Below are 24,770 nucleotides of genomic sequence, written 5' to 3' on the forward strand. Positions count from 1 at the left end.
TGCGGCGCCGCGCTTCAGCCCTGCTCCGGCGCGACGAGCCTGCCGCCGTGCAGCTCCAGCACGCGATCCATGCGCCGCGCCAGTCCGCGATCGTGCGTGACCAGCACGAAGCTGGTGCCGACCTCGCGATTGAGTTCCAGCATCAGCGCATAGACCTGGGCTGCGTTCTTCTCGTCCAGATTGCCGGTGGGTTCGTCGCCGAGCACGCAGGCCGGCCGCGTGACCAGGGCGCGGGCGACGGCGCAGCGCTGGCGTTCGCCGCCGGACATCTCGCCGGGCTTGTGCTCCAGGCGCTGGCCCAGGCCTACGCGCTGCAACAGCGCTGCCGCCTGCTCGCGCGCCCGCGGGATAGGCGTGCCGCGGATCAGCAGCGGCATGCAGACGTTTTCCAGCGCGGTGAATTCCGGCAGCAGGTGGTGGAACTGGTAGATGAAGCCGAGCGCGCGGTTGCGCAGTTCGCCGCGGGCGCGGTCGGACAGGGCCGACATGCGCTGGCCGGCGACCTCGACCTCGCCGCTGCTGGGCGTGTCCAGCCCGCCCAGGATATGCAGCAGGGTGCTCTTGCCGGAGCCGGAGGCGCCGACGATCGCCAGCGTCTCGCCGCGCTGCAGCGAGAAGCTCAGGTTGGCCAGCACCTCGGTGCGCAGCGCGCCTTCCTGGTAGGTCTTGGCGAGATTGCTGGCACGCAGCACGGTGCTGTCGGACATGGTCGGGGCAGCCTTATTCATAGCGCAGCGCCGCCGCCGGCTGGGTGCGCGCCGCGCGCCAGGCCGGATAGAGCGTGGCCAGCAGGGAGAATACGAAGCCCAGCAGCGCGATCAGGCCCACATCGTCCCAGTGCATGTCCGAAGGCAGGTCGCTGATGTAGTACACGTCCGAGGGAAGCACTGAAATCTCGAACGTTTTTTCAATGTACTTGACGATGGCTTCGAGATTGGTCGCCAGCAGTACGCCGAAGAACGTGCCCAGGGCGATGCCGATGACGCCGACCACCACGCCCTGCACCATGAACACGCCCATGATGCTGCGCGGACTGGCGCCCAGGGTGCGCAGGATGGCGATGTCGGCCTGCTTGTCCTGCACCAGCATGACCAGGGTGGAGACCAGATTGAACGCGGCCACGGCGACGATCAGCGAGAGGATCATGAACATCACCCGCTTCTCCATGGCGATGGCCTTGAAGAAGTTGGCATGGCCCTGCATCCAGTCGCGCACGCGGTAGAAATTGCCCAGTTCCTGCGACAGGCTGCGCGCGACGCTGAAGGCCTTGAACAGGTCGTCCAGTTTCAGGCGCAGGCCGTCGGGGCCGTCGGTCTGGTACAGGCGCTGGGCGTCGGCCAGGTGCACGATGGCCAGGCCCGCGTCGTATTCCTCCATGCCGATCTCGAAGATACCGACCACGGTGAAGCGCTTGAGCCGCGGCACTGCGCCCACCGGCGTGGCGCGTATCTCCGGCGCGTAGACCACCACCTGGTCGCCCACGTCCACGCCCAGCTTGTAGGACAGCTCGCGCCCCAGCACGATGCCGTAGCCGCCGGCGACCAGGTCTTCCAGCTTGCCGGCCTTCATCTTGTGATGGACTTCGGAAACCTTGGGCTCCTGGTCCGGCAGCACGCCGCGCACGATGGCGCCGCTCACGCGCTCGGCCTGCAGCATGCCCTCGCGCTCGATGAAGGGCGCGGCGCCGAGCACGTGCGGATTGGCTTCGGCCTTCTTCTGCGCCCCGCTCCAGTCGCTCATGCTGCCGTCGACGCTGCTGATGGTCGCGTGGGAAACCATGCCCAGGATGCGCGTGCGCAGTTCGTTGTCGAAGCCGTTCATGACCGAGATCACCACGATCAGCGCGGTCACGCCCAGGGCGATGCCGGCCATGGAGACCAGCGAGATGAAGGAGATGAAATGATTGCGGCGCTTGGCCCGGGTGTAGCGCAGGCCGATGAACAGTTCTAGCGGTCGGAACATGGCCGGGGTATGCAATCCTTGGGAGCGGGGTTCAGACCGGAAATCCGCGCGAGAGTGCAATACGCGCGGCAGCGGCGCAAGGCGCGCGGCAAATCAGTTCAGCGGCGGGACGGCCGCGGCGGCCGAGGTCTGTTGCAGGCGTACGCGCAGGCGGCGGCGGGTGTCGGCATCCAGATTGTCCGGCAGCAGCACCAGGTTCGCCCGCTCGCCGGCAGCGCTGCGCAGGCGCAACAGCAGGCACAGGCCCAGCGCGTGCCAGGCCGTCAGCTGCACCGGCAGCACCGTGGAATGCGTATCCAGCAGCTGCCAATTGCCGGCGCTGTCCCAGGCGGCGCGGCGCCAGCGCGAGACGAACTGGCCGCGCAACTGGCGCAGCAGCAGGATCAGGCAGAGCAGCGACACCAGGCCCGCGGCTTCGGGGTGCTCGCGCAGGCCGCTGGACCAGACCGCGCTCAGCGCCAGCCCGGTCAGCAGCGCCAGGCTCAGCGCCAGCAGCCAGGACGGCCGCCGTTCAAACGTGATCGCGGCCGCGGATTTCATCAACGATGGCCTGCCAGTCCGCGCGCGGTGCCGTCCCGCGCCCGACCAGCCAGTTCCACAGGTCAGGGTCCTGCACTTCCAGCAGGTCGGCGAAGGCGGCCTGCTGCGCGGCGCCGGCCGCGGCATAGCGCGTATCCAGCCACCAGCCGACCAGCGCGTCCAGCTCGCGCGTGCCGCGGCGGCAGCGCCAGCGCAGCCGCGCGATCAGGCGTTCGTCGGACACCGCCTCAGGCGCCCTGGCGCAGCACCATCAGTTTCTTGATCTCGGCGATGGCCTTGGCCGGGTTCAGGCCCTTGGGACAGGTGCGCGCGCAGTTCATGATGGTGTGGCAGCGGTACAGGCGGAACGGATCTTCCAGGTCGTCCAGGCGCGCGCCGGTGTCCTCGTCGCGGCTGTCGATGATCCAGCGATAGGCCTGCAGCAGGATGGCCGGGCCGAGGTAGCGGTCGCCGTTCCACCAGTAGCTGGGGCACGAGGTCGAGCAGCAGGCGCACAGGATGCACTCGTACAGGCCATCCAGCTTGGCGCGGTCTTCCTTGGACTGGAGGCGCTCGGCATCCGGCGGCGGCGCGCTCTGGGTGCGGATCCAGGGCTTGATCGAGGCGTACTGGGCGTAGAAGTGGGTCAGGTCCGGCACCAGGTCCTTGACCACGTTCATGTGCGGCAGCGGATAGATCGGCACATCCTTGGCCGAGCAGTCGCTGACCGCCTTGGTGCAGGCCAGCGTGTTCGTGCCGTCGATGTTCATGGCGCAGGAGCCGCAGATGCCTTCGCGGCAGGAGCGGCGGAAAGTCAGCGTCGGGTCGATCTCGTTCTTGATCTTGATCAGCGCGTCCAGAACCATGGGGCCGCAGCTGGCCATGTCGACGTCGTAAGTATCCACGCGCGGGTTCTGGCCGTCGTCCGGATTCCAGCGGTAGACCTTGAAGGTGCGCACCTTGCTCGCGCCGGCCGGCGCGGGGAAGTGCTTGCCCTTCTTGACCACGGAATTCTTGGGCAGTGTGAACTCAGCCATGTTACGGACTCCGGGAGGCGGCGATCGCCTCGATTTCTAGCAGCCAGGCAGGATCCAGCGTCTGCGCCACGATCACCGTCAGGGCGGGCTGGTGGGAACCAAGCACTTCGCGCCGGATCACGCTGTTGCGGGCGGCGTGATCGCGCGAGGTAAGGAAGGTCGTCACTTTGACCAGGTCGCTCGCGTCCAGGCCGGCGGCCTGCAGCGTCGCGATGATGTTGCGCCATACCGCGCGGCACTGGGCGTCGAAGTCGGCCGGCACGCTGCCGTCGGCGAGCGTGGGAATCTGCCCGCTGACGAAGACCAGCTCGCGACCGGGCGGCACGCCCAGGCCATGCACGTAGTTGCCCACGGGCGCGGCGACGTCGGCGGGGCGGATGGGGCGCAATTCAGCCACGGGCGAAGTTCCTCGCCCACTGCCCGCTCAGCACGAAGCGCGGGAAGGTGATGAACTGTTCCACCAGCACGCGGCCGATGAAATCCGCCGGACCGTCGAACGGCACCGGCGCGACGGCTTCGCGCTTGTGGCCTATGCCCTGCACGCCGAATGCGACTACAGCCAGCAGCAGCGCGAGACCGGCCGCCAGCCACTGGCCCAGGAACAGCAGGCGCAGACCGGCCAGCGCACCGGCGATGAAGGCCGGTACCGCCACGAAATGCAGCAGCAGGTTGACCCGGTCGCGGTGGTTGTCCGCGTAGCCGCGCCATTGCCAGGCAATCAGGCCGCCTTCGCGCGCCATCGTCGTGCCTCAGTACACACGCGGCTTGGGCGGAACCACGTCGACATCGCCGGTCATTGTGTACATATGCACCGGGCGGTAGTCGAACGCGACCTTGCCCTTGTCGTCGACATTGACCAGGGTGTGCTTCTGCCAGTTCGTGTCGTCGCGGTCCGGGAAATCCTCGCGCGCGTGCGCGCCGCGGCTTTCCGGGCGGTTTTCCGCCGAATACATGGTGGCGACGGCCTGGCCGAGCAGGTTCTGCAGCTCCAGCGTCTCGATCAGGTCCGAGTTCCATACCAGCGAGCGGTCGGTGACCTTCACGTCGGCGAAGGAGTCGAAGGTCTTGCTGATGTTGACGCAGCCTTCCTTCAGCGTGCTGCCGGTGCGGAACACCGCGGCATCTTTCTGCATCACCGCCTGCATGTTGGCGCGGATCTGCGCGGTGGACTGGCTGCCGTTGGCATGGCGCAGCTTGTCGAAATTCGCCAGGGCGGCATCGCAGGCCGAGGCCGGCATGTCCTTGTGCGGCGCGCCCGGCTTGATGATCTCCGCCGCGCGGTTGGCGGCGGCGCGGCCGAACACGACCAGATCCAGCAGCGAATTGGAGCCCAGGCGGTTGGCGCCGTGCACCGATACGCAGGCCGCCTCGCCGATGGCGAACAGCCCGGGCACGACCGCATCCGGATCGTCGCCGAGCTTGCGCACGACTTCGCCGTGGTAGTTGGTCGGGATGCCGCCCATGTTGTAGTGCACGGTCGGGATCACCGGGATGGGCTGCTTGGCCACGTCCACGCCGGCGAAGATGTGCGCGCTCTCGGCGATGCCCGGCAGCTTCTCGTTGATGACGCCGGGGCCCAGGTGCATCAGGTTGAGGTGGATATGGTCCGCATTCGGGCCGACGCCGCGGCCTTCGCGGATCTCAATGGTCATCGCGCGCGAGACCACGTCGCGCGAAGCCAGGTCCTTGGCGTTGGGCGCGTAGCGCTCCATGAAGCGCTCGCCCTTGGAATTGGTCAGATAGCCGCCTTCGCCGCGCACGCCCTCGGTAATCAGGCAGCCGGCGCCGTAGATGCCGGTGGGATGAAACTGCACGAATTCCATGTCCTGCAGCGGCAGGCCGGCACGCAGCACCATGCCGCCGCCGTCGCCGGTGCAGGTATGCGCCGAGGTGGCCGAGAAATAGGCGCGGCCGTAGCCGCCGGTGGCCAGCACCACGGCATGGGCGCGGAACAGGTGCAGCGTGCCCTCGGCCATGTCCAGCGCGATCACGCCGCGGCAGACGCCGTCGGCATCCATGATCAGGTCCAGCGCGAAATACTCGATGTAGAAACGCGCATCGTGCTTGAGCGACTGCTGGTAGAGCGTATGCAGGATGGCGTGGCCGGTACGGTCGGCCGCGGCGCAGGTGCGCTGGGCGGTGCCCTTGCCGTAGTGCGTGGTCATGCCGCCGAACGGGCGCTGGTAGATCTTGCCTTCCTCGGTGCGCGAGAACGGCACACCGTAGTGTTCCAGCTCGATCACGGCCGGAATCGCCTCGCGGCACATGTATTCGATGGCGTCCTGGTCGCCCAGCCAGTCCGACCCCTTGATGGTGTCGTAGAAGTGGAAGCGCCAGTCGTCCTCGCCCATGTTGGCCAGCGCGGCCGACATGCCGCCCTGCGCCGCGACCGTGTGCGAGCGGGTCGGGAATACCTTGGTGATGCAGGCGGTGTTGAGGCCCTTGGCGGCCATGCCGAAGGTGGCGCGCAGGCCCGCGCCGCCGGCGCCGACCACGACCACGTCATACTTGTGCTGCTGGATCTTGTAGCTTTGCATGAGGTCAGCTTCCGAAGGCGATGCGGCCGATCGCCAGCAGGCTGGCCAGGGCGCCGAGCACGGCGAGGAATTTCACCGCGAGCTGGGAGGCGATCTCCAGGCCCGGCGTGTGCACGTAATCCTCGATCACCACCTGCAGGCCGAGCTGGGCATGCCAGAACACGGCGAGCACGAAGGCCGCCAGCAGCACCGCGTTGCAGGGCTGCGCGATCAGCGCGCGCGCGCCGGCGTAGTCGAGATGGATCAGGCTCAGCGCGATCCAGACGAACCACAGCGACAGCGGCACCAGGGCCACGGCGGTGATGCGCTGGACGACGAAATGATGGGTGCCGCCGCGGGCGGAACCGAGGCCGCGGACGGTCTTGAGCGGTGTGCGCAGCTGGCTCATGCGCCACCCCGCTGCAGCAGCACGCAGGCCCAGACCAGGGCGGTCAGCACCAGCGAGCCGATCACCACGATCCAGCCGGTCATGACGAAGGACTTGATCGCGTAGCCGCGGCCGGTGTCTTCGAGCAGGTGGCGCAGGCCGTTCAACAGATGGAAGGCCAGCGACCAGGTCCAGCCGAACAGCAGGATCTGGCCAAGCAGCGAAGCGGCACAGGCCTGCACCTTGGCGTAGGCCTCGGGGCCGGCGGCCAGGCCGGCCAGCAGGCAGACCAGCAGAACGGTGCCGGCGGCGAGCGCGATGCCCGTGGCGCGGTGAACGATGGAGGTCACCATCTGGATCTGCCAACGGTAGATCTGCAGATGGGGTGAAAGAGGTCTCGCCTGGGGCATGGTCGCCATCCTTTACGCCAACCGGGATTCCGGATCCGGCGCCACAGCAACCTCAGGCGGACAGTGCGCGGCCCGGAGCCGCGACCGCGTCGTCAGAAATCGATGCAACGCCCATTCTTCTCCCAGTCGCCGTAGCGGGTCGGCTCCGGCCCCTGGCGGCCGCCTATTTCGCGCGGACGCGACTGGGCGTCCGCCGGTGCGGGAGCACTGGGCTCGGGCACGGCGCGATCGGGCGGAACTGGCTGGGAAGTGGATTCGGGCATAGGTCTTGAAGCGGCGCGAAGGTTAGCGCCGGCAGGTAGAACTGACAACCCTTGCGCGGCGCACAAGAGGCCGCGGCAGGCCCGCGCTGCGACCAAAGTCGCCTCGCGGCGGCCGCCGGCCGCCGCCATTTGCGATACTCGGCGACTACGCTTCGAGGACCTGCCGCGTGACCCTATCCAGCCCTGCCGAGCTGATCGAACTCAACGGCGCCGATGCGGAGAAATTCGCCCAGGCCCAGTTCTGCAACGACGTGAGCGGCCTCGCTCCCGGCGCCAGCCAGCTCAGCGCCTGGCTCAATCCGCAAGGCCGCGTGCGCCGCATGTTCCACCTGCTGCGCGCCGGCGAGGAACGCTACCTGCTGCTGCTGCGCGGCGGCACCGCGGCCCCCGTCATCGCGCCGCTGCGCATGTTCGTGCTGCGCCTGAAGGTGCAGGTGGCCGCGCTTGACGGCTGGCGCTGGCACGAGCTGGCGCCGGACGAGGACGCCGGCGAGTCCTGGGCCCTGCCCCTGCCCGGCGGCACGCGCCGCCTGCTGCTGCAATCGCCGCAGGCGGCGGCGCCAGGCCGCATCGGCGCGCAGGAAACCGCCGCGCGCGACATCGATGCCGGCCTGCCCTGGCTACCCGAAGCCGCGCTGGAACAGGCCCTGCCCTCGTGGCTGGAATTCGCCCGACTGGGCGCCATCAGCCATGCCAAGGGCTGCTATCCCGGCCAGGAGATCGTCGCCCGCCTGCATTTCCGCGGCGGCGGCGACAAGCGCGTGCTGGCCGTGGTGGAAGGCACGGTCGAGCCAGGGCCGGACGGCCTGCTGCGCGACCCCGCCGGGGCCGAGGCCGGGCTGCTGCTGCAGCGTGTTTCACGCAGCGACGGCGGCTGGCGCGCCCTGGCCGTGGTCAAGCGCGAGCACGCAGCGCCAGGCAGCACCCTGTCCACGGAGAACGGCCAGGCCTGCCAGGTCGCCGCAGCGCCCTGGCAGCGCGCCGCAGAGCAATAAATCACGTCAAAATAACGCCAGAAGATCGCATATACTCAAGACTATTCCGCTATCAGGGCTTCACAGGGGAGATGCGGCATGTCCCAAGCTCGGCTGACCACGTGGCGGCAGCGTCTGCTGGCCTGCGTCCTGTCCCTGTCCGCACTGGGCTGTCTGCCCGCCCGGGCCGACTACACCTTCGTGGTCGAGCCCGTCTACGGGCCGCAGAAGGCGGCCGAGGTCTACAAGCCTCTGGTCGACTACATCGCCAAGGCCAGCGGCGAAAAGATCACCCTGGTAACCCCGAAGAACTATCACTTCTACTGGCGTGACCTGCGCGCCAACGAGAAATTCGATTTCTCGCTGGACGAGGCCCACCTCGCCGACTACCGCATCGCCCGCTTCCAGTTCGTGCCGCTGGTGCGCACGGCCGAGCGGCAGAGCTATACCCTGGTCACCAATGTCGATCTGCAGGACAAGGGCATAGAGGCCCTGGTCGGGCGCAAGATCGTCTGCATGGGCGCGCCCAGCCTGGGCTACGCCCTGCTGCTGGGCTTCTACCCCAACCCCATCCAGCAGCCGGACATCGAATCCTCCGCCGCTTCCTGGCGCGACGCGGTCGAAGCCGTGTTCGCCGGCGAAGCCGAGGCAGCCATGGTGCCGACGTGGCTCAAGGACCAGTACCCCAACCTCACCCCGGTCAAGACCTCGGTGGAATTCGCCGGCGCTGCCATCCTGGCCGCCCCGACCGTGCCCGAGGCGGTGCGCAACAAGGTCGCCGAAGCCCTGCTCAAGCTGGACCAGGATCCGGCCATGTCCAATCTGCTGCTGGAGCTGGGCATCTCCAAGTTCGTCGGTGCCAGCGCGGCCGACTACAAGGGCGCGGAAGTCATGCTCAAGGACTTCTACGGCTACCAGTGAGCAGCATCGCGCCACGGCATACATTCTGCACAAGCGGAAAAACTGGAAAAAGTACACGGTAACGGCGGCAAAACGACCGCTGAACCAGGATGTTAGCTCCGTGTTAACGCCCGCCCCGCGGGTTTGACAGCACCGCGTTTGCCGGCTAGGGTGCGCTCCACGAATCCCGGCGGGTCGCCATTCCCGCACCCCAGAATCGGGCCTGGAGGCCCGAAGACCAGATCACGCGAACCGGAAGTCATTCGGATCGCGCGGTTTTTGACGGCCGGAGCCCTGCTCGGCTGGCCGTCCTGGTAAAGCGCCGCAGCCCGGTGGGCGGCGGCTTGATCAACCGGCCGTAAGCCAGCGCGGGCGTCCACTGCCCAGGAATGCGCACCGGCACGGCCACGCCGCCAGGACACGAACGCGCGGCGCAACCGACATCGCGATCCCCGCTCAGCCATGGTCATCCGATCCGCTGCGCGCCGGCACGTGTGCACGGAGGTATGAGCATGAAGCTGGGCCTGTTGCTCTGGATGACTACGGTCATGCCACAGCCTATCGCCGACCAGACCTGTCTGGCAGCCACCATCTATCTGGAAGCCCGCAGCGAATCCACCCGCGGCCAGATGGCGGTGGCCGAGGTCGGCCTGCACCGCCTCGACCAGGGACGCTGGGGCGACAGCCTGTGCGAGGTGCTCAAGGCCAAGCGCCAATTTGCCTTGTCCATTACCAGCAAAAATTACGAAATGGACAATCTGGAAGCGTGGACAAAGTCCTGGGCCATCGCGAGCAGCGCGCGCAGCATCTGGCTGCTGCCGGAAAACCTGCGCATCCGCGTTGCTCCCGGCGCGAGCCATTTCGTCGCCAACTACGCCGAGCAGCAGAGCTGGGCGCTGGGCCGCCCGGTCGCGGTGATCGGACCTCACCGCTTCTACGCCCTGAACTGAGCGCAGCGCGATGCGCTGCGCAGGGATTGGTGATTCGGGAGTCGCGAAAAGCACCGCCCCGCTCTGACCAATCCCGAATCCCCGCCCGATCCCCTCTCCCGGTTTGCCGCCCCGTCCGCTAGCATCGCAGCTTTAGACGCGGGCAGACCGGGCCGATGGAAGCGCTGTACCAACGTGTGCGCGAGCTGGATCCGCGGGGCGCCGCCGACGCCCTGCACGACTGCGACGACGCCCAGATAGCCGCCGTGCTGGCGCGCCTCAATCCGGGCCAGGCAGTGGAGATACTTGAGGAATTCCCGCCGACCCGGCGCGAACGCATCGCCGCCGCCGACCAGGCCGGCGAGCAGTGGCTGGAAGACGTAGCCTGGCCCGAGTCGAGCGTGGGCCGGCTGATGGAAGCGCCCAACGCCGTGTTCGCGCCGGGCACGCGCATACACGAAGCCGTGGAAACGCTGCGCGAGGCGGTCAAGCAAAGCCTGATCACCTACCTCTATGTGCTGGACAAGCAGGACCGCCTGATCGGCGTGGTCGCCTTCCGCGAGCTGCTGTTCGCCAATCCCGACGACACCCTGGCCGAAGTCATGCTGCGCGAGCCGTTCTCGCTGCGCGGCGACATGGACCTGATCGACGCCATGCATGCCGTGGTTACGCGGCACTATCCGGTCTATCCGGTCTGCGACAGCGAAGGCCGCCTGATCGGCGTGGTGCGCGGCTCGGTGCTGTTCGAGCAGCAGGCCTTCGAGATAAGCGCCCAGGCCGGCGCCATGGTCGGTGTGGAGAAAGAGGAACGCGCCGCGACACCGTGGCTGCGCTCGCTCAAGTTCCGCCATCCCTGGCTGCAGCTCAACCTGTTCACCGCCTTCATCGCCGCGGCCACGGTCGGCCTGTTCCAGGACACGGTCAACCGCATCGTGCTGCTGGCCATCTTCATACCCGTGCTGTCGGGCCAGTGCAGCAATACCGGCTGCCAGTCGCTGGCGGTGACCCTGCGCGGCATGACCCTGGGCGAAGTGCGCGCCTCCCAGGCCGGCGCGCTGATGGCCAAGGAGGCCTGGCTGGGCCTGATCAACGGCACCCTGACCGGCCTGGTCGCCGGCATCGCCATGGTAGTGATGGCGCATATGCAGAACCATCCCCAACCGCTGACCCTGGGCCTGATCACGCTGGCCGCCATGGCCGCGAGCTGCGCGGTCTCCGGCATGGCCGGCGCGGCTGTGCCGCTGGTACTCAAGCGCCTGGGCGCGGATCCGGCCACTGCCTCCAGCATCTTCCTGACCACGGCGACGGATGTCGTCAGCATGGGCATGTTTCTGGGGATGGCGGCCTGGCTGGTGGCGTGAGGACCCGGGATTGGGGATTCGCAAAGGCAGCGTGCGGCGGTCTCGCGCGCCTTGCCTCGCCGGTGAATTTCCGCGCTGGATTTCAGCGCGGCGGCGGCCGCTACTTCAGCTGCGCAGGCCGAACCAGCGCCGCGGCAGCAGCAGCTTGAGCGCGCGCTCGGCGCTTTTGCGGCGCAGGCCAGGCTGACGCAGACCGCGCCAGATCGGGCCCAGCCATTCGCGCCGCGGCCGGTCCAGGATCGCCGCGCGCGCATCGGCTTCTATGCGATACATCTGCACCAGCTGCAGCGCCAGGCGGCGGCGCGCGGGGTCCAGTTGCAGCGGACCTTCCAGCGCGCGCTGCAGGTCCGCCGCGATCTCCCGGTACATGCGCACCGTACGTTCGTAGCGGCGGCGGAAACGCTGCGGCGAATCGTCGCCGCGGGCGAACACCCAGGCGCCCAGGCTGTCGGCGTGGACGCGGTAGTCGATCAGCACCTCGTCCAGGCACAGGCCGCGGCCCAGCAGGGCCGCGCGCAGGCTGAGGATGTTGTCCTCGACCATGGCATCGATGGGCCCGAAGCGCGTGTACAGCTCGCGCCGGTAGGCGACCGAGGCGCCGAGCAAGGTGACCAGCTTGCCGGCGCGGGCGAAATAGGCCAGGTCGAACTGCGCCGGCATATGCCGCACGCCGGCGCGCAGCGGCCGGCCCTGGGCGTCGATCTCGTCCACGCAGGAACCGACTATGTACACATCGGGATTTTCAGAAAACGCCGCAAGACAGCGCGCCACGCGCTGCGGCCGCGAGATGTCGTCGCCGGCCATGTAGACGATGATCTCGCCGCCGGCGATGGCCAGCAGTTCGCTCAGATGCCCGCCCAGGCCGAGATTGCGCTCGGTGCGCCGCACCGTGACCCGGTGCGGGCCGCTGTAGCCGGCCACATGGCGCTGGGCGATGGCGAAAGTGTCGTCCGGCGAGGAATCGTCGGAAATGATGATCTCGCAGGGCACGGTCTGCGCCAGTGCGCCGTCGATCGCGGCGGCGATGGTCTCGGCCGAACGCCAGGCCAGCAGCAGAATGCTTGCGGAAAACGGTGGCGGGGTCATGCCGGCGCGCGGAACAGGAAAGACGCGCGAGTCTAGCAGGTCGCGCCGCCGGCCCGAGCCACGCCCGGGCTTGCCTGGCGCCGCGGCGCGCGGCCAGACTTGGGCCATGAGCGTCCTCGAACTGATCGACAGCCACTGCCACCTGGACGCGCCGGAATTCGACGCCGACCGCGCCGATGTCGTCGCCCGCGCCCGCGCCGCCGGCGTCCACGCGCAGGTGATCCCGGCCATACGCGCGGCGGACTGGCCGGCGCTGCGCCGGCTCTGCGCGGACACGCCGGGGCTCTACCCGGCCTATGGCCTGCATCCGGTCTACCTGGCCGATCATCGCGACGAGGACCATGCCCGGCTGCGCGATTTCCTCGCCGCCGGCGATGCGGTCGCGGTCGGCGAATGCGGCCTGGACTATTTCATCGAGAGCCTGGACGTGGGAACCCAGCGCCGGCATTTCCGCGCCCAGCTGGAACTGGCGCGGGAATTCTCCCTGCCGCTGATCGTGCATGCACGCCGCGCGGTGGAGGAAGTGATACACACGGTGCGCGAGATCGGCGGTCTGCGCGGCGTGGTGCACAGCTACGGCGGCAGCGAGGAACAGGCTGCGCAATTGTGGAAACTGGGATTCTGCCTGGGCATAGGCGGCCCGCTGAGCTATGCGCGGGCGCTGCGCCTGCGCCGGGTGGTGGCGCAGATGCCGCTGCAGCAACTGCTGCTGGAAAGCGATGCGCCGGACCAGCCGCTGGCCGCAGAACGCGGCCAGCGCAACGAACCGGCCAGCGTGGCCGCGGTGCTGGATCTGGTCGCCGAACTGCGCCCGGAGCCGCGCGAGGAGATCGCCGCGGCCACGCGCGACAACGCGCGGCGGCTGTTCAATCTCGCGCCGGCTTGAACTCGCCGTCCAGCGGCTGCGGCTCGCGCCGCTTCTTCCAGCGCGCCAGCGCCAGCGTGGCCAGGGCGAGCAGGATCTCGTCGGCGAAGGGGATGAAATCCGGCACGACCAGGTCCACCAGGAACAGGCCGGCGGTCAGCGCGAGCAGGCGCGGAAAGCGCAACTTGCCCGCGTAGGCCAGCAGCGGACCGAACAGGAACGAACGCACCGAAGCGGACATGGTCAGCGGCTCCCCCGCAGAAGACGACACCGCCCAAGATGGGTACGGCGATGGCCGGCACAAGCGGCCGCAATCGTAAATCATTGTTCGCGGGCGAGCAGCCGTTCGATCACCTTGCCGGCGGCAACCATGCCGAAGGCCGCCGTGACGTGCATGGCCGCGCCCAGGCCGGCGCCGCAATCCAGGCGGAAGCCCTCGGCCGCGCCGGCCGGGCGCGTGCCGCAGACCGTGCCGTCGGCCTGGGGATAGCGCACGTTCTCCAGCGAAAAGACCGCCGGCACGCTGAAATAGCGGTCGCGGTTGCGCGGGAAGCCGAAATCCTGGCGCAGTTTCTTGCGGATCAGCGACAGCAGCGCATCGTGCTCGGTACGCGACAGGTCGCGCACCTGGATGCGCGTGGCATCCACGCGGCCGCCGGCGGAGCCGACCACGACCAGCGGCTGCTTGCGCCGCCGGCACCAGGCGATCAGCTCAACCTTGACGCGGAAGCTGTCGCAGGCGTCCAGCACCGCGTCGAAGCCGCCCCCCAGCAGTTCCTCCAGGTTGGACGGCGTGACGAAGCTGGGCACCGCGGCAACCTGGATGGCGGGATTGATCGCCCGCGCGCGCTCGGCCAGCACCTCGACCTTGGCGCGGCCGAAATTGCCCTCCAGCGCATGCAATTGACGATTGGTGTTGGATACGCAGACATCGTCGGCGTCGATCAGGGTCAGCCGCCCCACGCCGCTGCGCGCCAGCGCCTCGACGCTCCAGGAACCCACTCCGCCCACCCCGACCACGGCGACGTGGGCCTGGGCCAGCCGCTGCGCCGTGCCGCGCCCATACAGACGATCGACGCCGCCGAAGCGGGCCGAGTAAATTTCATCGGACATGGGGGAATTGTAGCGGGTCGGGATTCGGGATTCGAAAGGCGGGATCGAAAGTCAGCCCTCCCGGGAGCCGATCAGGACTGGCGATCCGCGCCCGGATCATGGGGCCGGGTCAAGATCCGGAGCGGCACAGATCCCAACCTTCGGTTCCGGTTCCAGCCGCCCATCCGTAGAATCGCCGACTCTCGCAGGAACGAACCACTCTCAGGGAGCCGGGGGAGCCAGCGGCCGCAGGCCGGCAGCGGCTCCGGCTCACGCAACTGCACCGCCCTCAGTCCCGAATCTCGAATCCCCACCTCACCCCCATGCGCTCTGTCCTGATCCTCTTGGCCGGCCTGCTTGTCGGCGCCCTTGCCGCCTTCAGCGCCGCCAATGCCCTGCGCCAGCGCAATGCCTGGCCGCGCGGGGTGATGGCGGTGATGCAGCATCACCTGGGCGAACTGCGCCGGCTGCAGCGCGCCGGCAATTGCCAGGCCGCGGCCACGGCGCCGCACTGGCAGCGCCTGGCCCAGATCGGCGCAGACATCGGCCCTTCGCAGCCCGGCTTCGCACCGGACTACCACGACCAGGCCCGCCGCTTCGTCGCGCTCGCCGGCGGCTACGCCGCCGCGCCGCCAGCCGACTGCAAGGCGCTGGACGCGCCGCTGCAGCAGGTAGCCGAGGCCTGCCAGAACTGCCACCGCGACTACCGCTGAGTGCGCTGCCGGCGGCCTCTGCCGTCCGTACCTGCCGGCAGAGGCCGCGCCGGCAGCGCGCGACGTGCCGCCGGGGAACAGCTCACCGCCGTCCAGGCGTCGCCCGCCGCGGTGCCATCGTACCGGCCTCCTGCGGCGTCATCGCCCGATCTCACAACGCCCGGCGCCAGGCGCACCGGCTACCGCAGCGTTCCCGCGGGCTTGCCGCGCCGCCGTCGCCGCGGCCGGCGGCGCCCTGCCGCGATTCTTGCAATACGCAACGTTTGCGCCGTCGCGGCACACTCGCCCACGGCTGCGCAATTCCACTAGTATCGAAGCCGCTACCCCATCGTATGCAGGTACGATCGGCCCACGACGAACAGCCCGGCGCAGATGAACACCAGCGACGCCTTTCAGACTGTGAGCCGCCGCGTCAACGGAATGTCGCGACTGGCCTGGTGGCATCTCAAGCGCGCCTGGCGCCGCTTGCAGACAGCCATCTTCACCCGTGCGCGCTATTCCGAGCCCAAGATGCGCTGGATGGGCGCCCTGGGCGTATTCGGCTTCCCGACCTATTACCTCGTCTGGGCCAAGCTGCTGCCCCAGCCCTACGAAAGCCTGGGCCTGCGCCTGTTCGGCTCGCTGCTGTTCCTGCCGCTGATGCTGGTCAGCCAATGGCCGAGCCGGCTGCGCGCCTGGCTGCCGCTGTACTGGTACCTGGCGATGACCTTCGCCCTGCCGTTCTTCTTTTCCTACATGCTGCTGCAGAACGGCGCGACCGTGGCCTGGCTGCTGTCGCACCTGATCTCGGTGTTCCTGATGGTGATGCTGTTCGACATGGGCAGCTTCATCGTCACCGGCATCGTCGGCACGCTGCTGGCGGTGATCGCCTATGCACTGGCGCCGGCGCAGCCGCTGGCCACCCAGGCGCTGCTGGCCTATTCGCCGGTGTGGGCCTTCGCGCTGATCTCGGGCTCGGTGTTCAGTATTTCCCACAGCATGAGCAACCAGGCGCGCATCGACGCCATCATCGCCGCGACCAACAACATCGCGCACGAACTGCGCACGCCGCTGGCCTCGGTGCGTATCGCCACCCAGGCGGTGGACCGCTTCCTGCCGCTGCTGGCCGAGTCTCACCGCAAGGCGGTACAGGCCCGGCTGGATGTGCCTGAGCTGCGCGAATCGCAGCTGGGCCGCCTGGGCAAGGCGATGGACACCATAGGCCGCGAAGTCGAGCACGCCAACACCGTGATCGACATGCTGCTGGTCGCGGCGCGGCCCATAGGCGCGCTGCAGCTGGAGCCGGTTTCCGCGCGCGACTGCGTGCAGGAGGCGCTGGAACGCTATCCGTTCGGCTCGCAGCACGAACGCAGCCGCGTGAGCCTGGGCGTCGGCGACGATTTCCAGTTCAACGGCTCGCGCCTGCTGCTGGTCCACGTGCTGTTCAACCTGATAAAAAATTCCTTATTCCACACCGGACGCGCGGGCAAAGGTAGTATCGTACTGAGCGTACACGCCGACGAGGGAGGACAGCGCGTGGTCTGCCACGATACCGGTCCGGGCATTCCACCGGACGTACTGCCGCATATCTTTGAACGTTTCTATTCCAGCGCCACCGACTACAGCACCGGCCTGGGCGTCGGCCTGTCGTTCGTGCGCATGGCGCTGGAGCGCATGGGCGCGTCGATCATCTGCCGATCCACGTTCGGCGAATTCACCGAGTTCACGATCGTCTTTCCGGACCTGACGCCGAGGGAATCCTGATGCTAGCCGGTTCCGCCGCGATCCCGCCGTTCTACTTCCCGACCACGACGGTGCTGGTCGACGACCACGAGGAATACCTCGACGTAGTGCCGCTGATGCTCGATCCCATGCTGCACCTGCGGCCGTTCAGCTCGCCGCGCATGGCCCTGGCCGCGCTCGGCAGCGCCGGCAGCCGGCCGGTGCCCGGCGGAGGCTGGCTCTACCGCTGGAAGGACCGCCCTTCGCAGACCCAGGAACTGGTCGCCCTTGATGTGGACTCCATCCACCGCATTGTCTATGACCCGGAGCGCTTTTCCGAGGTTTCGGTGCTGGTGGTCGACTACTTCATGCCGGAAATGGACGGTGTCACATTCTGCAAGCGGCTGAACAATCCACTGATCGGAAAAATCCTGCTGACCGGCCGGGCGGAGGATTCGGTGGCGATCGAAGCCTTCAATTCCGGCGTCATCGACCGCTTCATCCGCAAGAGCGATCCGCAGGCCATGGCCAAGCTGCAGATCGCCATACGCGAACTGCAGCAGCGCTATTTCGAGCGCGCCGGCGCCTTCGTCGCCGAGGCCCTGGCCATGGGCCGCTTCGCTTTCCTGCGCGATCCGGCCTTCCGCGCGGTATTCGATTCCGTGGTCGCCACGTTCCAGCCGATCGAGTCGTACGTGGTCTGCAATCCCACCGGCGTGCTGATGCTCGACGCCTGGGGCGTGGGCCGCTTCCTGCTGGTGCAGACCGACGACGACCTGCGCGAACAGCACGATATCGCCGAGGACCGCGGCGCGCCCGACACCCTGCTGCGCGCACTGCGTTCGGGCAGCGCCCTGCCCTGGTTCTGGTCCAGCGGCGGCTACTACAGCCCGCAGATCGCCGACCCTGCCGCCAACCTGTTTCCGGCCACACCGGTACAGGGCGAAACCTGCTACTACTTCAGCCTCATCGATCATCTCGAACCGCTGCAGCTGGCTCACGTGAAATCCTACCGAAGCTGGCTGCGCGAACAGGACAGTCTGGACGTTCCGCCACGCGCGGGCTAGGCCACGAAGCAGTACCGCAAACCTCTCGATTCCGACCGGCCCACGGCCGGACCGGTCGTCCCGCTGCGGCACAGAAACCGCAGCCAGCCAGGGATGGCTTGGTCCATAACTCCCGTGAGAGGTTTGCAATCATGAGTATTTCCTTCCCGTCCGTCGTTACCCCGTCCTTCACCAAGCTGCTGCCGGCGCGTTCCCCGGAACTGCCCGAGTTCGCCCGCCAGCGCGTCGAACGCTTCCACAACGAGCGCGTCGCCGCCTGCTGGGAAGGACGCCACATCCTGCGCGGCCTCAAGCCCGGTCCCTCGGCGCTGATGCTGCAAAGCAACGACTACCTCGCCATCACGCGCCATGCCGACATCGTCGCGGCGCAGCGCGAGGCCCTGCTCAATGCCGGCAACGGCGCGATGATGTCCGGCCTGTTCCTGCAGCAGGACGACGATCCGCTGCACGTGATCGAACGCGAGCTGGCCCTGGCCCTGGGCAGCGAGGAAACCATCCTGTGCCAGTCGGGCTATGTGGCCAATGTCGGCCTGGTTCAGACGCTGGCCGGCGAACGCACGCCGGTCTACGTCGACATGCTCGCGCATGCCTCGCTGTGGGAAGGCGTCAAGGCCGCCGGCGCGCAGGCGGTGCCCATCTACCACAACGATCCGGAGTACCTGGAACGGCAGATGCTGCGCCACGGCCCCGGCGTGGTGCTGGTGGACTCGATCTACAGCACCAACGGCAGCGTATGCCCGCTGGCGGATTTCGCCGACGTGGTGCAGCGCCGCGGCGGCGTGTTCATCGTCGACGAATCGCATTCGCTGGGCACGCACGGCGTACACGGCGAAGGCCTGGTGGCCAACCTCGGCCTCAACGACAAGGTGCATTTCGTCACCGCCAGCCTGGCCAAGGCCTACTGCGCGCGCGCGGGGCTGATCAGTTGCAGCCGGCGTTTCAAGCCGTATTTCGCGTTTGAATCCATGCCGGCGATCTTCTCCTCCACCCTGCTGCCGCCGGAGCTGGCCGGCATCGAGGCCTCGCACCGCGTGATCCAGCGCGAAGGCTGGCGCCGCGCACGCCTGCAGCACGTGACGCGGCGCGTACGCGAGGCGCTGACCGAACTGGGTTATCCGATCGGTTCGGGCACGGAGCAGATCATCGCACTGGAAGTAGGCAGCGAAGCCGCGGTCATGCGCGTGCGCGATGCGTTCGAGGCGGAGAACGTATTCGGCGCGATCTTCTGCGCGCCGGCCACGGCCAAGAACCGCGCCCTGCTGCGCCTGACCTTGCACGCCGGCCTGGACGACGATGCGGTGAACCGCCTTATCGCCGCCTGCACCCGCCTGCGCGACAAGGTCGATCTGGCCGAATGGAGCGCGAGCCGGCGCGAACGCCGCAATGTGGCCAAGCCGCCGGCACTGGGCGAAGTGGCCTGACCGCAGTCCTGCAATACGAACCAAGGCGGCCGCAAGGCCGCCTTGTTCCTGCGGCGATGCCTGCGCTGCCGGCGGTCCCGCGCGGTGCGGAGCACGCCCGAGATTCGCTGCCGCGGATCGCCCGCCACGCTTCGCGCCGATCTCCCGGCGCGCGCCGGATGCCGAAACTGCTTCGCCATCGCACAGGCTGCGCGCCCGCTGCAGACCACAATCCTGTCCACGCCGCCGATGCGCGCACGGTACAAAAGCTGCGCTGCGCATCGCTGGCGAAAATCCGCCCACACCGCCGCCCACGCAGCAATCGCGCACCGCGGCCCGCGCCGCGTATATTGCGATCCTGATTTGCGCGGAGCCCTGCCATGCGTCGCCTGCTGTTCGCCGTATCCATCCTGTTCGCACCGCCGCTGCTGGCGCAGCCGGCCGCACTGGAAGCTTTGCTCGCCTGCCGCGATGCGCTGGCCCTGAACGAAGCCGTCGCAGTGCAGGAAGCGCGGTACACCAGTCAGGCGCAGTGCCGCAGCCATCGCCGCGGCGCCGCCGTCGACCTGCAATGCGAACCGCGCGTGCCGCTCAAGCTGTTCGGCCTGCCGCTGCGGGAATTCTCGCTGCACGAATCGGCAGCCCGCGGCCATGTCGCGACCAGCGTACTGCGCGCCAGCCTGAACAACGCGCGCGACGCCGCGCAGAAAAGCCTGCGCGGCGTATTTGAACCCGAAGGCGCCGAGTACTACCGCCTGAACCTGGGCGACGGCCTCAGCCTGCGCCTGGGCGAACGCGAGGACGGCGCGGCGGAACTGGCCTGCGAAGCCGCGCCGGCGGATCTGCAACGGCGCCGCCGCGACGGCGTCGACGCCGCCCACGGCGCGGTCGGCGGCAAGGTGAGCTTTCCCGGCAAGACCCTGCCGGCCATGCTGGTCTGCGCCGTACCTGTGCGGCCCCGCAGTTCCGGCAACTGGTGCGTGATCAGCGCGGAAAACAATCCCAGTTACCACATCGGCAATATTCCGGCCGGCGAGTACTACCTGCTGGCCTGGCCGCGCGGCGGCAATCCCAATCACTTCGTCGCCGCCCACGCGCGCAGCTTGCAGGACTGCCCGCCGGCCAGTCCCGGCTGCGCCAGCGGCGTGCTGGAGACGGTGTGGATAGGCGCCGGCGCGGTGCAGGGCGGCATCAATCTGGACGGAATTTTCACCACGCTGCCGGGCAACTTGGCGCAGCCGCCGTATTAGGGCGGGGATTGGCTATTCGGGATTTGCGGAAGCGCGGTTTCGCGATCGTTCGTGTTTTCGTGCGGTCCCGGCAACGCAGCTGGGCGGCTCCGGCAAATCCCGAATCCGAATAACCAATCCCGGCTCCCATTACCCTGGCAGCGGAATGAACTCCGTCTCGCCCGGCACGGACGGGAAGCGCTGCTGCGCCCAGTCCTCCTTGGCCTGTTCTATGCGCTCGCGGCTGGAGGCGACGAAGTTCCACCACAGCAGGCGCGGGCCATCCAGCGGCGCGCCGCCGAGCAGTACGACGCGGCTGTCGCTGCGCGCGGTGAAGCGGTCGCTGGCGGGCGTCAGCACGCCCAGCTCGTTGCGCGCGAGCACGCTGTCGTCGACGTCGATCTCGCCTTCGATCACATACAGCGCGCGCTCGGCGTAGTCCGCATCCAGCACCAGGCTGGCGCCGGCGTCGAGTTCGATCAGCACGTAAAGCGTCGGCGCCGGCGCGGCCACCGGCGATTCCAGGCCGAAGGCCGTGCCGATCAGCACCTGCAGCCGGGCGCCGGGCAGTTGCGAACGCGGCAGGCCGGCGCCGGGGTAATGGCGGAACCAGGGTGCGCTTTCCTGCTGCTCCTGCGGCAGCGCGAGCCAGGTCTGCAGACCATGCAGGTATTGGCCCTGGGCGTGGGCCTCGTCGGTGCCGCGCTCGGAATGGACGATGCCGCGGCCGGCGCTCATCAGGTTGATGTCGCCCGGGCGGATCTCCTGCACCGTGCCCAGGCTGTCGCGATGCACCATGCGGCCGGCCAGCAGATACGTCACCGTGGCCAGGCCGATATGCGGATGCGGCCGCACGTCGGTGCCGCGGCCCGGCGCCACCTGCAGCGGGCCGAATTCGTCGACGAAGACGAAGGGACCGACCGAGCGCGCCAGCTGATGCGGCAGGGCGCGGCGCACGATCAGGCCGCCGCCTATGTCATGGATGCGCGGCGTTATGCGGATGACGCTGTCGTTCATGCCTGCGGCCCCGGGCAGGCGCCGCGGCCGGAATGGCGCGGCGCGGAAATGAAAAACGCCACGAATTGCTTCGTGGCGTCCGGACTCCCCACTTGCAACGGCCGTCGCTTGATCAGAGCGGGCTGACTTCGTCGGCCTGCAGGCCCTTCTGGCCCTGCACCACCTTGAAGCTCACCTTCTGGCCTTCCTGCAGACTCTTGAATCCATTGCCCTGGATGGCGCGGAAATGCACGAAGACATCCTGGCCGTTCTCACGGGCAATGAAGCCAAACCCCTTGGCATCGTTGAACCACTTGACGGTACCAACCTCACGATCCGACATGAAACGCTCTCCCAAGCTTGAAACATAGACGGCGCGGGGCCGTCGGCTTACTGGTTGCAGGGCTCAAGACAAAGCGATGACGCGAATCAACCGATAGGCTGGCATCGGGTCAGACATTCAGACCGTGCAAACACAGCGCGACCAGTCTACTTAAGCTTTTTAACAAAATCGACAGTGTCTGAACCGCGACCGACCGGACTCGACCGCGGCGGCCCGGCGCCCCGCCGCCGGGCTGGCCATTCTCGCCCTGCCCGTGGCGGCCGCGGCCGGCTACCATCGGCCAATGCCCGATACCCCGACCGCGCCGCCGGCGCCGCTGACCCTGTCCGTCGCCAGCGCCGACGGCCACCAGGCCGAGCTGTCCCTGTGGCGCGGCAGCAGCGCCCGCCCGGGCCTGCTCTGGCTGCCCGCCCTGGGCGTGCCTGCCCGCAAATACCGCCATTTCGCCACGGCCCTGGCCGAACGCGGCTGTGCTGTGGCGCTGCACGAATGGCGCGGACATGAATCCAGCAACCGTCGCGCCGGCCGCCGCAGCGACTGGGGCTATGCTGAACTTCTTGGCGACATCGCCGCCAGCCGCACCGCGCTGGCCCAGGCCGGACACGCTACGCGCTGGCTGATCGGCGGCCACAGCCTGGGCGCCCAGCTCGCCGCGCTGGCCCTGACGCAGGCACCGCAGGACTATGCCGGCTACATCATCGTCGGCAGCGGCCAGCCGTGGTGGCGCGGTTTTCCCGGTGTGCACAAGCTCGGCCTGCTCGCGGCGATTGCCGGCTTCCGCAGCCTTGGCGCGCTGTGCGGCCATTTCCCGGGCGACCGCATCGGCTTCGGCGGCCGCGAAGCCCGCGGCGTGATGCGTGACTGGGCGCGCAGCGCCTGGAGCGGCGACTACCGCCCGCAGCGCGTGACCGCCGATCTGGAACACGCCCTGCGCCAGCTCACCCAGCCGGCCCTTGCCCTGAGCCTGGCCAGCGACAGCTACGCGCCGCGCGGCTCGCTGCAACACCTGCTGGCCAAGCTGCCGCAGCTGCGCCTGAGCCAGATCGAACTCGGCGATGCCGCGTTCGCCGGCGGCAAGGCCGGGCATTTCGACTGGATGCGCGATCCGCTGCCGGTGGTGCGTCCGCTGATGGACTGGATCGACAGACTGGAGGGCTAGCGGCGGGAGCAGACCCGCCGCACGGCTTCCTGCCCGGAAAACCCGCAGCGCTACCGCATCCCGCGCCGCAAACACAGCGTTTCACCGGCAAGCCCGTACGGGAAAATCACACGACGCCGCGGCAGCTGCCGCGGCGCCATTGCCGCAGGTACAGAAAATCAGGCAACCACGACCGGGATCTTGCCGATGCGCGTCTGCCATTCCCGCGGTCCGGTCTCGTGCACCGAGCTGCCGGCAGAATCCACCGCCACCGTCACCGGCATGTCCTTGACCTCGAATTCGTAGATCGCCTCCATGCCCAGGTCCTCGAACGCGAGCACGCGCGCAGCCTTGATCGCCTTGGAGACGAGATAGGCCGCACCGCCGACCGCCATCAGATACACCGCCTTGTTGTCGCGGATCGCGCTGATCGCGGCGGGACCGCGCTCGGACTTGCCGACCATGCCGAGCAGGCCGGTCTGTTCCAGCATCTGGCGAGTGAACTTGTCCATGCGCGTGGCCGTGGTCGGGCCGGCCGGGCCGACCACTTCGTCGCGCACCGGATCGACCGGGCCGACGTAGTAGATGAAGCGGTTGGCGAAATCCACCGGCAGCTTCTCGCCCTTGTTGAGCATGTCGACCATGCGCTTGTGCGCGGCGTCGCGGCCGGTCAGCAGCTTGCCGTTGAGCAGGATGGTCTCGCCGGGCTTCCAGCCGGCCACTTCCTCGCGCGTGATCGTGTCCAGATTCACGCGGCGGCCCTTGGAGGCGTCATAGGTGAGCTTGGGCCAGTCCTCCAGCGACGGCGGATCCAGCGCGACCGGGCCGGAACCGTCCAGCACGAAATGCGCATGCCGCGTCGCCGCGCAGTTGGGAATCATGGCGACAGGCAGGTTCGCCGCGTGGGTGGGATAGTCCAGCACCTTCACGTCCAGCACCGTGGTCAGGCCGCCCAGGCCCTGGGCGCCTATGCCCAGCGCGTTGACCTTCTCGTACAGCTCCAGGCGCAATTCCTCGGCGCGGTTGGACGCGCCGCGCGCGATCAGTTCCTGGATGTCGATGGGCTGCATCAGCGCTTCCTTGGCCAGCAGCATGGCCTTTTCCGCCGTGCCGCCTATGCCTATGCCCAGCATGCCCGGCGGACACCAGCCCGCGCCCATGGTCGGCACGGTCTTGAGCACCCAGTCGACGATGGAATCCGACGGATTGAGCATGGCGAACTTGGACTTGGCCTCCGAGCCGCCGCCCTTGGCCGCGACGATGACTTCCACCTCGTCACCCGGCACCACGCGCATATTGACCACGGCCGGCGTGTTGTCGCGGGTATTGGTGCGCCTGCCCGCCGGATCGGCCAGCACCGAGGCGCGCAGCTTGTTGTCCGGATGGTTGTAGGCGCGGCGCACGCCTTCGTTGACCATGTCCTCGACGCCGAGCGTGGCGTCCCAGCGCACGCTCATGCCGATGTTGAGGAAGACCGTGACTATGCCCGTGTCCTGGCAGATCGGCCGATGGCCCTCGGCGCAGAGGCGCGAATTAATCAGGATCTGCGCCATCGCATCGCGCGCCGCCGGCGATTCCTCGCGCTCGTAGGCCGCGGCCAGGTTCCTGATGTAGTCCACCGGGTGGTAGTAGGAGATGTACTGCAGGGCGTCTGCAATGCTCTGGATGAAATCTTCCTGCTGGATCGTGCTCACGGTCGCTGGCGGTCTGCTGACGAGAAGGCGCGCATTGTAAGCCAGCCCCGGCACGGTTCCAGAGTAATAAGACCTTGGTGGAGCAGGCCGCGGCACACCGGCCGCAGCGCCGCCTGCCGCCGCGGCCGGTCTGCGGCTCCGGGCTAGCCCGTTGAATTCAAAAGCGGATTTTTCCGTACGGATTCGC

General features: G+C 68.2%; 28 protein-coding genes. 11 read left to right on the forward strand and 17 right to left on the reverse strand.

The annotated features are described in order from the left end of the window. Positions 1 to 14: 14 nt before the first annotated feature. The 11 genes from lolD to NM961_RS24200 form a co-directional block, all read right to left on the reverse strand. Entirely contained in the window at positions 15 to 728 is a 714-nt protein-coding gene (gene lolD / locus NM961_RS15955; protein WP_255915407.1) for a lipoprotein-releasing ABC transporter ATP-binding protein LolD, read from the reverse strand. Next, on the reverse strand, positions 721 to 1,962 hold the full coding sequence (locus NM961_RS15960) for a lipoprotein-releasing ABC transporter permease subunit (RefSeq protein ID WP_255915408.1): 1,242 nt from the start codon (positions 1,960 to 1,962) through the stop codon (positions 721 to 723). The genes lolD and NM961_RS15960 overlap by 8 nt, the downstream gene beginning before the upstream one ends. A 93-nt stretch (positions 1,963 to 2,055) precedes the next feature. Beyond that, the gene (locus tag NM961_RS15965) at positions 2,056 to 2,502 is read right to left on the reverse strand and encodes a protein YgfX (protein WP_255915409.1); all 447 of its coding nucleotides are present in this window, start codon (positions 2,500 to 2,502) and stop codon (positions 2,056 to 2,058) included. Continuing rightward, positions 2,474 to 2,725 (reverse strand): FAD assembly factor SdhE, encoded by a 252-nt coding sequence (locus tag NM961_RS15970; protein ID WP_255915410.1) that lies wholly within the window; start codon positions 2,723 to 2,725, stop codon positions 2,474 to 2,476. Before NM961_RS15970 ends, NM961_RS15965 begins: the two co-directional genes overlap by 29 nt. Before the next feature lie 4 nt (positions 2,726 to 2,729). Continuing rightward, on the reverse strand, positions 2,730 to 3,518 hold the full coding sequence (locus NM961_RS15975; protein ID WP_255915411.1) for a succinate dehydrogenase iron-sulfur subunit: 789 nt from the start codon (positions 3,516 to 3,518) through the stop codon (positions 2,730 to 2,732). Position 3,519: 1 nt separating this feature from the next. Continuing rightward, positions 3,520 to 3,915, reverse strand: coding sequence for a RidA family protein (locus NM961_RS15980; RefSeq protein ID WP_255915412.1), 396 nt, complete (start codon positions 3,913 to 3,915; stop codon positions 3,520 to 3,522). Then, on the reverse strand, positions 3,908 to 4,258 hold the full coding sequence (locus NM961_RS15985) for an Mpo1-like protein (protein WP_255915413.1): 351 nt from the start codon (positions 4,256 to 4,258) through the stop codon (positions 3,908 to 3,910). Before NM961_RS15985 ends, NM961_RS15980 begins: the two co-directional genes overlap by 8 nt. Positions 4,259 to 4,267: 9 nt before the next feature. Continuing rightward, positions 4,268 to 6,055 (reverse strand): succinate dehydrogenase flavoprotein subunit, encoded by a 1,788-nt coding sequence (gene sdhA / locus NM961_RS15990; RefSeq protein ID WP_255915414.1) that lies wholly within the window; start codon positions 6,053 to 6,055, stop codon positions 4,268 to 4,270. Positions 6,056 to 6,059: 4 nt separating this feature from the next. Continuing rightward, entirely contained in the window at positions 6,060 to 6,443 is a 384-nt protein-coding gene (gene sdhD, locus NM961_RS15995; RefSeq protein ID WP_255915415.1) for a succinate dehydrogenase, hydrophobic membrane anchor protein, read from the reverse strand. After that, positions 6,440 to 6,832 carry a succinate dehydrogenase, cytochrome b556 subunit gene (sdhC, locus tag NM961_RS16000; RefSeq protein WP_439334222.1) on the reverse strand — a complete coding sequence of 131 codons (393 nt, stop codon included), beginning with the start codon at positions 6,830 to 6,832 and terminating at the stop codon, positions 6,440 to 6,442. Before sdhC ends, sdhD begins: the two co-directional genes overlap by 4 nt. A gap of 92 nt (positions 6,833 to 6,924) precedes the next feature. After that, the gene (locus NM961_RS24200) at positions 6,925 to 7,224 is read right to left on the reverse strand and encodes a DUF1674 domain-containing protein (protein WP_343231924.1); all 300 of its coding nucleotides are present in this window, start codon (positions 7,222 to 7,224) and stop codon (positions 6,925 to 6,927) included. A 38-nt stretch (positions 7,225 to 7,262) separates the two neighbouring features. Between NM961_RS24200 and ygfZ the strand changes: the two genes are divergently transcribed. From ygfZ to NM961_RS16025, 4 genes are all read left to right on the forward strand, one after another. Then, positions 7,263 to 8,090 (forward strand): CAF17-like 4Fe-4S cluster assembly/insertion protein YgfZ, encoded by an 828-nt coding sequence (gene ygfZ / locus NM961_RS16010; protein WP_255915418.1) that lies wholly within the window; start codon positions 7,263 to 7,265, stop codon positions 8,088 to 8,090. Positions 8,091 to 8,168: 78 nt separating this feature from the next. After that, positions 8,169 to 8,990: a phosphate/phosphite/phosphonate ABC transporter substrate-binding protein gene (locus NM961_RS16015; protein WP_255915419.1), complete on the forward strand. Its 822-nt coding sequence runs from the start codon at positions 8,169 to 8,171 to the stop codon at positions 8,988 to 8,990. A 491-nt stretch (positions 8,991 to 9,481) separates the two neighbouring features. Further along, the gene (locus NM961_RS16020; protein ID WP_255915420.1) at positions 9,482 to 9,919 is read left to right on the forward strand and encodes a cell wall hydrolase; all 438 of its coding nucleotides are present in this window, start codon (positions 9,482 to 9,484) and stop codon (positions 9,917 to 9,919) included. Between the two features lie 155 nt (positions 9,920 to 10,074). Then, on the forward strand, positions 10,075 to 11,259 hold the full coding sequence (locus tag NM961_RS16025; RefSeq protein ID WP_255915421.1) for a magnesium transporter: 1,185 nt from the start codon (positions 10,075 to 10,077) through the stop codon (positions 11,257 to 11,259). Between the two features lie 105 nt (positions 11,260 to 11,364). Here the strand turns inward: NM961_RS16025 and NM961_RS16030 are convergent, their stop codons facing one another. Continuing rightward, positions 11,365 to 12,345: a glycosyltransferase family 2 protein gene (locus tag NM961_RS16030; RefSeq protein WP_255915422.1), complete on the reverse strand. Its 981-nt coding sequence runs from the start codon at positions 12,343 to 12,345 to the stop codon at positions 11,365 to 11,367. Between the two features lie 106 nt (positions 12,346 to 12,451). Here NM961_RS16030 and NM961_RS16035 point away from each other — a divergent pair, with 106 nt between their 5' ends. Continuing rightward, entirely contained in the window at positions 12,452 to 13,231 is a 780-nt protein-coding gene (locus NM961_RS16035) for a TatD family hydrolase (RefSeq protein WP_255915423.1), read from the forward strand. Here NM961_RS16035 and NM961_RS16040 read toward each other — a convergent pair. Together NM961_RS16040 and tcdA are read right to left on the reverse strand one after the other, a co-directional pair. Beyond that, positions 13,212 to 13,451, reverse strand: a complete 240-nt coding sequence (locus NM961_RS16040) for a DUF6116 family protein (RefSeq protein WP_255915424.1) — start codon at positions 13,449 to 13,451, stop codon at positions 13,212 to 13,214. The genes NM961_RS16035 and NM961_RS16040 overlap by 20 nt on opposite strands. 80 nt (positions 13,452 to 13,531) lie before the next feature. Beyond that, positions 13,532 to 14,323 carry a tRNA cyclic N6-threonylcarbamoyladenosine(37) synthase TcdA gene (gene tcdA, locus NM961_RS16045; protein ID WP_255915425.1) on the reverse strand — a complete coding sequence of 264 codons (792 nt, stop codon included), beginning with the start codon at positions 14,321 to 14,323 and terminating at the stop codon, positions 13,532 to 13,534. 302 nt (positions 14,324 to 14,625) lie between these two features. Here tcdA and NM961_RS16050 point away from each other — a divergent pair, with 302 nt between their 5' ends. The 5 genes from NM961_RS16050 to NM961_RS16070 all read left to right on the forward strand — a co-directional run bounded on the left by NM961_RS16050 (position 14,626) and on the right by NM961_RS16070 (position 20,433). Beyond that, entirely contained in the window at positions 14,626 to 15,015 is a 390-nt protein-coding gene (locus NM961_RS16050; protein WP_255915426.1) for a hypothetical protein, read from the forward strand. Positions 15,016 to 15,435: 420 nt separating this feature from the next. Then, positions 15,436 to 16,758 (forward strand): sensor histidine kinase, encoded by a 1,323-nt coding sequence (locus NM961_RS16055; protein WP_255915427.1) that lies wholly within the window; start codon positions 15,436 to 15,438, stop codon positions 16,756 to 16,758. Continuing rightward, positions 16,758 to 17,783, forward strand: coding sequence for a hypothetical protein (locus NM961_RS16060; RefSeq protein ID WP_255915428.1), 1,026 nt, complete (start codon positions 16,758 to 16,760; stop codon positions 17,781 to 17,783). The genes NM961_RS16055 and NM961_RS16060 overlap by 1 nt, the downstream gene beginning before the upstream one ends. A 131-nt stretch (positions 17,784 to 17,914) precedes the next feature. Next, positions 17,915 to 19,204 carry an alpha-hydroxyketone-type quorum-sensing autoinducer synthase gene (gene cqsA / locus NM961_RS16065; RefSeq protein ID WP_255915429.1) on the forward strand — a complete coding sequence of 430 codons (1,290 nt, stop codon included), beginning with the start codon at positions 17,915 to 17,917 and terminating at the stop codon, positions 19,202 to 19,204. 359 nt (positions 19,205 to 19,563) lie between these two features. Next, positions 19,564 to 20,433, forward strand: coding sequence for a hypothetical protein (locus NM961_RS16070; RefSeq protein ID WP_255915430.1), 870 nt, complete (start codon positions 19,564 to 19,566; stop codon positions 20,431 to 20,433). A 129-nt stretch (positions 20,434 to 20,562) separates the two neighbouring features. Here the strand turns inward: NM961_RS16070 and NM961_RS16075 are convergent, their stop codons facing one another. Both NM961_RS16075 and NM961_RS16080 read right to left on the reverse strand, forming a co-directional pair. After that, positions 20,563 to 21,429 (reverse strand): pirin family protein, encoded by an 867-nt coding sequence (locus NM961_RS16075; protein WP_255915431.1) that lies wholly within the window; start codon positions 21,427 to 21,429, stop codon positions 20,563 to 20,565. Between the two features lie 112 nt (positions 21,430 to 21,541). Beyond that, complete coding sequence (locus NM961_RS16080; protein ID WP_255915432.1) at positions 21,542 to 21,751, reverse strand: cold-shock protein; 210 nt, start codon at positions 21,749 to 21,751, stop codon at positions 21,542 to 21,544. A 283-nt stretch (positions 21,752 to 22,034) separates the two neighbouring features. On the opposite strand from NM961_RS16080, the gene NM961_RS16085 reads away from it, so the two are divergent. Next, positions 22,035 to 22,910: an alpha/beta hydrolase family protein gene (locus NM961_RS16085; protein WP_255915433.1), complete on the forward strand. Its 876-nt coding sequence runs from the start codon at positions 22,035 to 22,037 to the stop codon at positions 22,908 to 22,910. 158 nt (positions 22,911 to 23,068) lie between these two features. Here the strand turns inward: NM961_RS16085 and NM961_RS16090 are convergent, their stop codons facing one another. Next, complete coding sequence (locus NM961_RS16090; RefSeq protein WP_255915434.1) at positions 23,069 to 24,583, reverse strand: fumarate hydratase; 1,515 nt, start codon at positions 24,581 to 24,583, stop codon at positions 23,069 to 23,071. Positions 24,584 to 24,770: the final 187 nt, after the last annotated feature.

This window comes from Tahibacter harae (genome assembly GCF_024437735.1).
GTDB classification, from domain to species: Bacteria; Pseudomonadota; Gammaproteobacteria; order Xanthomonadales; family Rhodanobacteraceae; genus Tahibacter; species Tahibacter harae.

What these genes read in the sequence shown, in the direction of transcription:
- NM961_RS16055 (WP_255915427.1), top strand. Translation starts at nt 15,436, where the DNA reads ATGTCGCGACTGGCCTGGTGGCATCTCAAGCGCGCCTGGCGCCGCTTG.
- sdhA (WP_255915414.1), bottom strand. Translation starts at nt 6,055, where the DNA reads ATGCAAAGCTACAAGATCCAGCAGCACAAGTATGACGTGGTCGTGGTC.
- NM961_RS15985 (WP_255915413.1), bottom strand. Translation starts at nt 4,258, where the DNA reads ATGGCGCGCGAAGGCGGCCTGATTGCCTGGCAATGGCGCGGCTACGCG.
- NM961_RS16080 (WP_255915432.1), bottom strand. Translation starts at nt 21,751, where the DNA reads ATGTCGGATCGTGAGGTTGGTACCGTCAAGTGGTTCAACGATGCCAAG.
- NM961_RS16030 (WP_255915422.1), bottom strand. Translation starts at nt 12,345, where the DNA reads ATGACCCCGCCACCGTTTTCCGCAAGCATTCTGCTGCTGGCCTGGCGT.
- lolD (WP_255915407.1), bottom strand. Translation starts at nt 728, where the DNA reads ATGAATAAGGCTGCCCCGACCATGTCCGACAGCACCGTGCTGCGTGCC.
- NM961_RS15975 (WP_255915411.1), bottom strand. Translation starts at nt 3,518, where the DNA reads ATGGCTGAGTTCACACTGCCCAAGAATTCCGTGGTCAAGAAGGGCAAG.
- NM961_RS16015 (WP_255915419.1), top strand. Translation starts at nt 8,169, where the DNA reads ATGTCCCAAGCTCGGCTGACCACGTGGCGGCAGCGTCTGCTGGCCTGC.
- NM961_RS16040 (WP_255915424.1), bottom strand. Translation starts at nt 13,451, where the DNA reads ATGTCCGCTTCGGTGCGTTCGTTCCTGTTCGGTCCGCTGCTGGCCTAC.
- NM961_RS15960 (WP_255915408.1), bottom strand. Translation starts at nt 1,962, where the DNA reads ATGTTCCGACCGCTAGAACTGTTCATCGGCCTGCGCTACACCCGGGCC.
- cqsA (WP_255915429.1), top strand. Translation starts at nt 17,915, where the DNA reads ATGAGTATTTCCTTCCCGTCCGTCGTTACCCCGTCCTTCACCAAGCTG.
- sdhD (WP_255915415.1), bottom strand. Translation starts at nt 6,443, where the DNA reads ATGAGCCAGCTGCGCACACCGCTCAAGACCGTCCGCGGCCTCGGTTCC.
- NM961_RS16050 (WP_255915426.1), top strand. Translation starts at nt 14,626, where the DNA reads ATGCGCTCTGTCCTGATCCTCTTGGCCGGCCTGCTTGTCGGCGCCCTT.
- NM961_RS16070 (WP_255915430.1), top strand. Translation starts at nt 19,564, where the DNA reads ATGCGTCGCCTGCTGTTCGCCGTATCCATCCTGTTCGCACCGCCGCTG.
- tcdA (WP_255915425.1), bottom strand. Translation starts at nt 14,323, where the DNA reads ATGTCCGATGAAATTTACTCGGCCCGCTTCGGCGGCGTCGATCGTCTG.
- NM961_RS16060 (WP_255915428.1), top strand. Translation starts at nt 16,758, where the DNA reads ATGCTAGCCGGTTCCGCCGCGATCCCGCCGTTCTACTTCCCGACCACG.
- NM961_RS16085 (WP_255915433.1), top strand. Translation starts at nt 22,035, where the DNA reads ATGCCCGATACCCCGACCGCGCCGCCGGCGCCGCTGACCCTGTCCGTC.
- NM961_RS16025 (WP_255915421.1), top strand. Translation starts at nt 10,075, where the DNA reads ATGGAAGCGCTGTACCAACGTGTGCGCGAGCTGGATCCGCGGGGCGCC.
- NM961_RS16075 (WP_255915431.1), bottom strand. Translation starts at nt 21,429, where the DNA reads ATGAACGACAGCGTCATCCGCATAACGCCGCGCATCCATGACATAGGC.
- NM961_RS16020 (WP_255915420.1), top strand. Translation starts at nt 9,482, where the DNA reads ATGAAGCTGGGCCTGTTGCTCTGGATGACTACGGTCATGCCACAGCCT.
- NM961_RS16035 (WP_255915423.1), top strand. Translation starts at nt 12,452, where the DNA reads ATGAGCGTCCTCGAACTGATCGACAGCCACTGCCACCTGGACGCGCCG.
- NM961_RS24200 (WP_343231924.1), bottom strand. Translation starts at nt 7,224, where the DNA reads ATGGCGGCGGCCGGCGGCCGCCGCGAGGCGACTTTGGTCGCAGCGCGG.
- NM961_RS15965 (WP_255915409.1), bottom strand. Translation starts at nt 2,502, where the DNA reads ATGAAATCCGCGGCCGCGATCACGTTTGAACGGCGGCCGTCCTGGCTG.
- sdhC (WP_439334222.1), bottom strand. Translation starts at nt 6,832, where the DNA reads ATGCCCCAGGCGAGACCTCTTTCACCCCATCTGCAGATCTACCGTTGG.